This is a genomic window from Campylobacter sp. IFREMER_LSEM_CL1085 (assembly GCF_025772235.1).
GTDB classification, from domain to species: Bacteria; Campylobacterota; Campylobacteria; order Campylobacterales; family Campylobacteraceae; genus Campylobacter_D; species Campylobacter_D lari_D.
In genome coordinates this window covers 1-5,947 of record NZ_JAKMRU010000030.1, presented here as the reverse complement: position 1 = coordinate 5,947, position 5,947 = coordinate 1, and the positions used below count along the sequence as shown (strand labels likewise).

Annotated in this window: 2 tRNA genes and 3 rRNA genes; all 5 read left to right on the top strand. The window is 42.4% G+C overall.

Annotation, left to right across the window (positions count from 1 at the left end):
- The first annotated feature begins 294 nt into the window (after nt 1–294).
- Nucleotides 295–1,807: ribosomal RNA gene (locus tag L8W56_RS08590) — 16S ribosomal RNA — on the top strand.
- A gap of 95 nt (nt 1,808–1,902) precedes the next feature.
- Nucleotides 1,903–1,978 (top strand) — tRNA-Ala (locus L8W56_RS08585).
- Nucleotides 1,979–1,986: 8 nt separating this feature from the next.
- A tRNA-Ile gene (locus L8W56_RS08580) sits at nt 1,987–2,063 on the top strand.
- 456 nt (nt 2,064–2,519) lie between these two features.
- Nucleotides 2,520–5,427: ribosomal RNA gene (locus L8W56_RS08575) — 23S ribosomal RNA — on the top strand.
- A 295-nt stretch (nt 5,428–5,722) separates the two neighbouring features.
- Nucleotides 5,723–5,839 (top strand): 5S ribosomal RNA (gene rrf, locus L8W56_RS08570).
- Together the 16S, 23S and 5S rRNA genes with 2 tRNA genes alongside form the textbook arrangement of a ribosomal RNA operon.
- Nucleotides 5,840–5,947 lie beyond the last annotated feature (108 nt).

The window sequence follows — 5,947 nt, the reverse complement described above, 5'->3', positions numbered from 1 at the left end:
TCTATCCCAAATTTAATAAAACTTTAAGCTTTTACTGCTATAATTTCATTTCCTTTTCAAATAAAAGGGACTTAAAAAACTTAAGATTTTTATCTTAATTTTTTATATTTGTTCTTTAAATTATTAATATTGTTAATCAAATCTTATAGTCAATCTTTGAAATCTAAATAAGTGATCGATTGAGCCAGAGATTTACCTTGAATAATGTAAATCTATCAATTAATAATTAAAGATTATTTTATTAATCTTTAAAATACTTTTTCTTTGAAGAAAAAGATTAAACTATCTATATTTTTTATGGAGAGTTTGATCCTGGCTCAGAGTGAACGCTGGCGGCGTGCCTAATACATGCAAGTCGAACGATGAAGCTTTTAGCTTGCTAGAAGTGGATTAGTGGCGCACGGGTGAGTAAGGTATAGTTAATCTGCCCTACACAAGAGGACAACAGTTGGAAACGACTGCTAATACTCTATACTCCTGCTTAACATAAGTTGAGTAGGGAAAGTTTTTCGGTGTAGGATGAGACTATATAGTATCAGCTAGTTGGTGAGGTAATGGCTCACCAAGGCTATGACGCTTAACTGGTCTGAGAGGATGATCAGTCACACTGGAACTGAGACACGGTCCAGACTCCTACGGGAGGCAGCAGTAGGGAATATTGCGCAATGGGGGAAACCCTGACGCAGCAACGCCGCGTGGAGGATGACACTTTTCGGAGCGTAAACTCCTTTTCTTAGGGAAGAATTCTGACGGTACCTAAGGAATAAGCACCGGCTAACTCCGTGCCAGCAGCCGCGGTAATACGGAGGGTGCAAGCGTTACTCGGAATCACTGGGCGTAAAGGGCGCGTAGGCGGATTATCAAGTCTCTTGTGAAATCCAACGGCTTAACCGTTGAACTGCTTGGGAAACTGGTAGTCTAGAGTGAGGGAGAGGCAGATGGAATTGGTGGTGTAGGGGTAAAATCCGTAGATATCACCAAGAATACCCATTGCGAAGGCGATCTGCTGGAACTTAACTGACGCTAAGGCGCGAAAGCGTGGGGAGCAAACAGGATTAGATACCCTGGTAGTCCACGCCCTAAACGATGTACACTAGTTGTTGGGGTGCTAGTCATCTCAGTAATGCAGCTAACGCATTAAGTGTACCGCCTGGGGAGTACGGTCGCAAGATTAAAACTCAAAGGAATAGACGGGGACCCGCACAAGCGGTGGAGCATGTGGTTTAATTCGAAGATACGCGAAGAACCTTACCTGGGCTTGATATCCTAAGAACCTCTTAGAGATAAGAGGGTGCTAGCTTGCTAGAACTTAGAGACAGGTGCTGCACGGCTGTCGTCAGCTCGTGTCGTGAGATGTTGGGTTAAGTCCCGCAACGAGCGCAACCCACGTATTTAGTTGCTAACGGTTTGGCCGAGCACTCTAAATAGACTGCCTTCGTAAGGAGGAGGAAGGTGTGGACGACGTCAAGTCATCATGGCCCTTATGCCCAGGGCGACACACGTGCTACAATGGCATATACAATGAGACGCAATACCGCGAGGTGGAGCAAATCTATAAAATATGTCCCAGTTCGGATTGTTCTCTGCAACTCGAGAGCATGAAGCCGGAATCGCTAGTAATCGTAGATCAGCCATGCTACGGTGAATACGTTCCCGGGTCTTGTACTCACCGCCCGTCACACCATGGGAGTTGATTTCACTCGAAGCCGGAATACTAAACTAGTTACCGTCCACAGTGGAATCAGCGACTGGGGTGAAGTCGTAACAAGGTAACCGTAGGAGAACCTGCGGTTGGATCACCTCCTTTCTAGAGTACAAACTGATAAGTCTCACAACTATCAGTTCATATATAGACTCAATCATCCTTGTTTAGATTTCAAAGATTGATGAAAAGCTAATTTTGGGGAATTAGCTCAGCTGGGAGAGCGCCTGCTTTGCACGCAGGAGGTCAGCGGTTCGATCCCGCTATTCTCCACCATTTATTAAGGGCCTATAGCTCAGCTGGTTAGAGTGCACCCCTGATAAGGGTGAGGTCACAAGTTCAAGTCTTGTTAGGCCCACCATAAAAAAAGATTTGTTTATCAATCATATAATAAAGTTTTAAAACTTAAAGCAAGTATATAGCTAATAATAAAGCAATAAGTAAAGTAAAATACTTTATTACTTATGTTTTTAAATTATTTAAACTCTTTATATATACTTCCTTTAGGTTTTAAGACCTAAGCTAAATAAATAATAGAATATTTTATATATTAGATTAGTTATTTAATGTTATTTGAATTATCATTGTTAAGAGTCACAAGCAAGTTTTAATAAAAACAATTTTACAGGACTTGTTAAAGGATAAAACCTAACTATCTTTTCTTTAGCTTTTAGTTAAAGACAAGTTTTAAACTCACAACTTAGTTAGACTAATATTTTTAGTTTTATTAAGTGTTTAAATGCTTTCCGTCTTAAGATAGTAAAGTCTTATCATAAAAACTTTAACAAGGAAGTGATGCGTTTTAGAATAAATTAAAAGGTAAGCTATTAAGAGCGAATGGTGGATGCCTTGGCTGGTAAAGGCGATGAAGGACGTACTAGACTGCGATAAGCTACGGGGAGCTGTCAAGAAGCTTTGATCCGTAGATTTCCGAATGGGGCAACCCAGTATATAGAGATATATACTACCATAATGGAGCGAACGTAGGGAATTGAAACATCTTAGTACCTACAGGAAAAGAAATCAATAGAGATTGCGTCAGTAGCGGCGAGCGAAAGCGCAAGAGGGCAAACCCAGTGCTTGCACTGGGGGTTGTAGGACTGCAATATGCAATAGGTAAGGTTAGTAGAACACTCTGGAAAGTGTAGCCATAGAGGGTGATAGTCCCGTATACAAAAACCAAACCTTAGCTAGCAGTATCCTGAGTAGGGCGGGACACGAGGAATCCTGTCTGAAGCTGGGTCGACCACGATCCAACCCTAAATACTACTACCAGACCGATAGTGCACAAGTACCGTGAGGGAAAGGTGAAAAGAACTGAGGTGATCAGAGTGAAATAGAACCTGAAACCATTTGCTTACAATCATTCAGAGCACTATGTAGCAATACAGTGTGATGGACTGCCTTTTGCATAATGAGCCTGCGAGTTGTGGTGTCTGGCAAGGTTAAGCACACGCGAAGCCGTAGCGAAAGCGAGTCTGAATAGGGCGCTTAAGTCAGATGCTGCAGACCCGAAACGAAGTGATCTATCCATGAGCAAGTTGAAGCTAGTGTAAGAACTAGTGGAGGACTGAACCGATAGGCGTTGAAAAGCCCCCGGATGACTTGTGGATAGGGGTGAAAGGCCAATCAAACTTCGTGATAGCTGGTTCTCTCCGAAATATATTTAGGTATAGCGTTGTGTCGTAGTATAAGGGGGTAGAGCACTGAATGGGCTAGGGCATACACCAATGTACCAAACCCTATCAAACTCCGAATACCTTATATGTAATCACAGCAGTCAGGCGGCGAGTGATAAAATCCGTCGTCAAGAGGGAAACAACCCAGACTACCAGCTAAGGTCCCTAAATCTTACTTAAGTGGAAAACGATGTGAAGTTACTTAAACAACCAGGAGGTTGGCTTAGAAGCAGCCATCCTTTAAAGAAAGCGTAATAGCTCACTGGTCTAGTGATTTTGCGCGGAAAATATAACGGGGCTAAAGTAAGTACCGAAGCTGTAGACTTGATTTTATCAAGTGGTAGGAGAGCGTTCTATTTGCGCCGAAGGTATACCGGTAAGGAGTGCTGGAGCGAATAGAAGTGAGCATGCAGGCATGAGTAGCGATAATTAATGTGAGAATCATTAACGCCGTAAACCCAAGGTTTCCTACGCGATGCTCGTCATCGTAGGGTTAGTCGGGTCCTAAGTCGAGTCCGAAAGGGGTAGACGATGGCAAATTGGTTAATATTCCAATACCAACATTAGTGTGCGATGGAAGGACGCTTAGGGCTAAGCAAGCTAGCGGATGGAAGTGCTAGTCTAAGGTCGTAGGAGGTTATATAGGCAAATCCGTATAACAATACTCCGAGAACTGAAAGGCTCTTCAAAGTCTTCGGACAGCGAGGAGAATTGCTGATGCCGTCGAGCCAAGAAAAGTTTCTAAGTTTAGCTAATGTTGCCCGTACCGTAAACCGACACAGGTGGGTGGGATGAGTATTCTAAGGCGCGTGGAAGAACTCTCTTTAAGGAACTCTGCAAAATAGCACCGTATCTTCGGTATAAGGTGTGGTTCGCTTCGTATTAGGATTTACTCCGAAAGCGAAGAAACTTACAACAAAGAGTCCCTCCCGACTGTTTACCAAAAACACAGCACTCTGCTAACTCGTAAGAGGATGTATAGGGTGTGACGCCTGCCCGGTGCTCGAAGGTTAATTGATGGGGTTAGCATTAGCGAAGCTCTTGATCGAAGCCCGAGTAAACGGCGGCCGTAACTATAACGGTCCTAAGGTAGCGAAATTCCTTGTCGGTTAAATACCGACCTGCATGAATGGCGTAACGAGATGGGAGCTGTCTCAAAGAGGGATCCAGTGAAATTGTAGTGGAGGTGAAAATTCCTCCTACCCGCGGCAAGACGGAAAGACCCCGTGGACCTTTACTACAGCTTGACACTGCTATTTGGATAAGAATGTGCAGGATAGGTGGGAGGCTTTGAGTATATGACGCCAGTTGTATATGAGCCGTTGTTGAGATACCACTCTTTCTTATTTGGGTAGCTAACCAGCTTGAGTTATCCTCAAGTGGGACAATGTCTGGTGGGTAGTTTGACTGGGGCGGTCGCCTCCCAAATAATAACGGAGGCTTACAAAGGTTGGCTCAGAACGGTTGGAAATCGTTCGTAGAGTATAAAGGTATAAGCCAGCTTAACTGCAAGACATACAAGTCAAGCAGAGACGAAAGTCGGTCTTAGTGATCCGGTGGTTCTGTGTGGAAGGGCCATCGCTCAAAGGATAAAAGGTACCCCGGGGATAACAGGCTGATCTCCCCCAAGAGCTCACATCGACGGGGAGGTTTGGCACCTCGATGTCGGCTCATCGCATCCTGGGGCTGGAGCAGGTCCCAAGGGTATGGCTGTTCGCCATTTAAAGCGGTACGCGAGCTGGGTTCAGAACGTCGTGAGACAGTTCGGTCCCTATCTGCCGTGGGCGTAAGAAGATTGAAGAGATTTGACCCTAGTACGAGAGGACCGGGTTGAACAAACCACTGGTGTAGCTGTTGTTCTGCCAAGAGCATCGCAGCGTAGCTAAGTTTGGAACGGATAAACGCTGAAAGCATCTAAGCGTGAAGCCAACTCTAAGATGAATCTTCTCTAAGCTCTCTAGAAGACTACTAGTTTGATAGGCTGGGTGTGTAATGGATGAAAGTCCTTTAGCTAACCAGTACTAATAGAGCGTTTGGCTTATCTTATTTAAGCATCACTTCCTTGTTAAGGTTTTTGATAAAGCTTTGGGTGTTTTTATATGAAATATTTATATAAAAATTACATTCTTAAGTTTATAAAATCTTATAAGTAAAGTTTATATTAGAACTTGCTCTTAACATTGTTTTTTAAGTATTCTAAAATAAAACAATAAAGTATTTAGTTCAATAAAACATCTAAACTTAAGAATAAGATGAAAGTTAAAATAAAAATAATTTTTATATCTAAATCTTATTGATTGTTTTTATTATGCTATATTAAATAGAATATTTAAATAACAATGTCCGTGATTATACAGATGTGGAGACGCCTTGCTCCATCCCGAACCAAGAAGCTAAGCACATCGTGGGTGATGATACTACGCCTTACTGGCAGGGGGAAAGTAGCTCATTGCGGACTTGTTAATTCTTATTATTCTTACTTTATATATAATCCTATATTTATTTTTATTATTAGTTATTTTAGTTATTTTAGTTATTTTAGTTATTTTAGTTATTTTAGTTATTT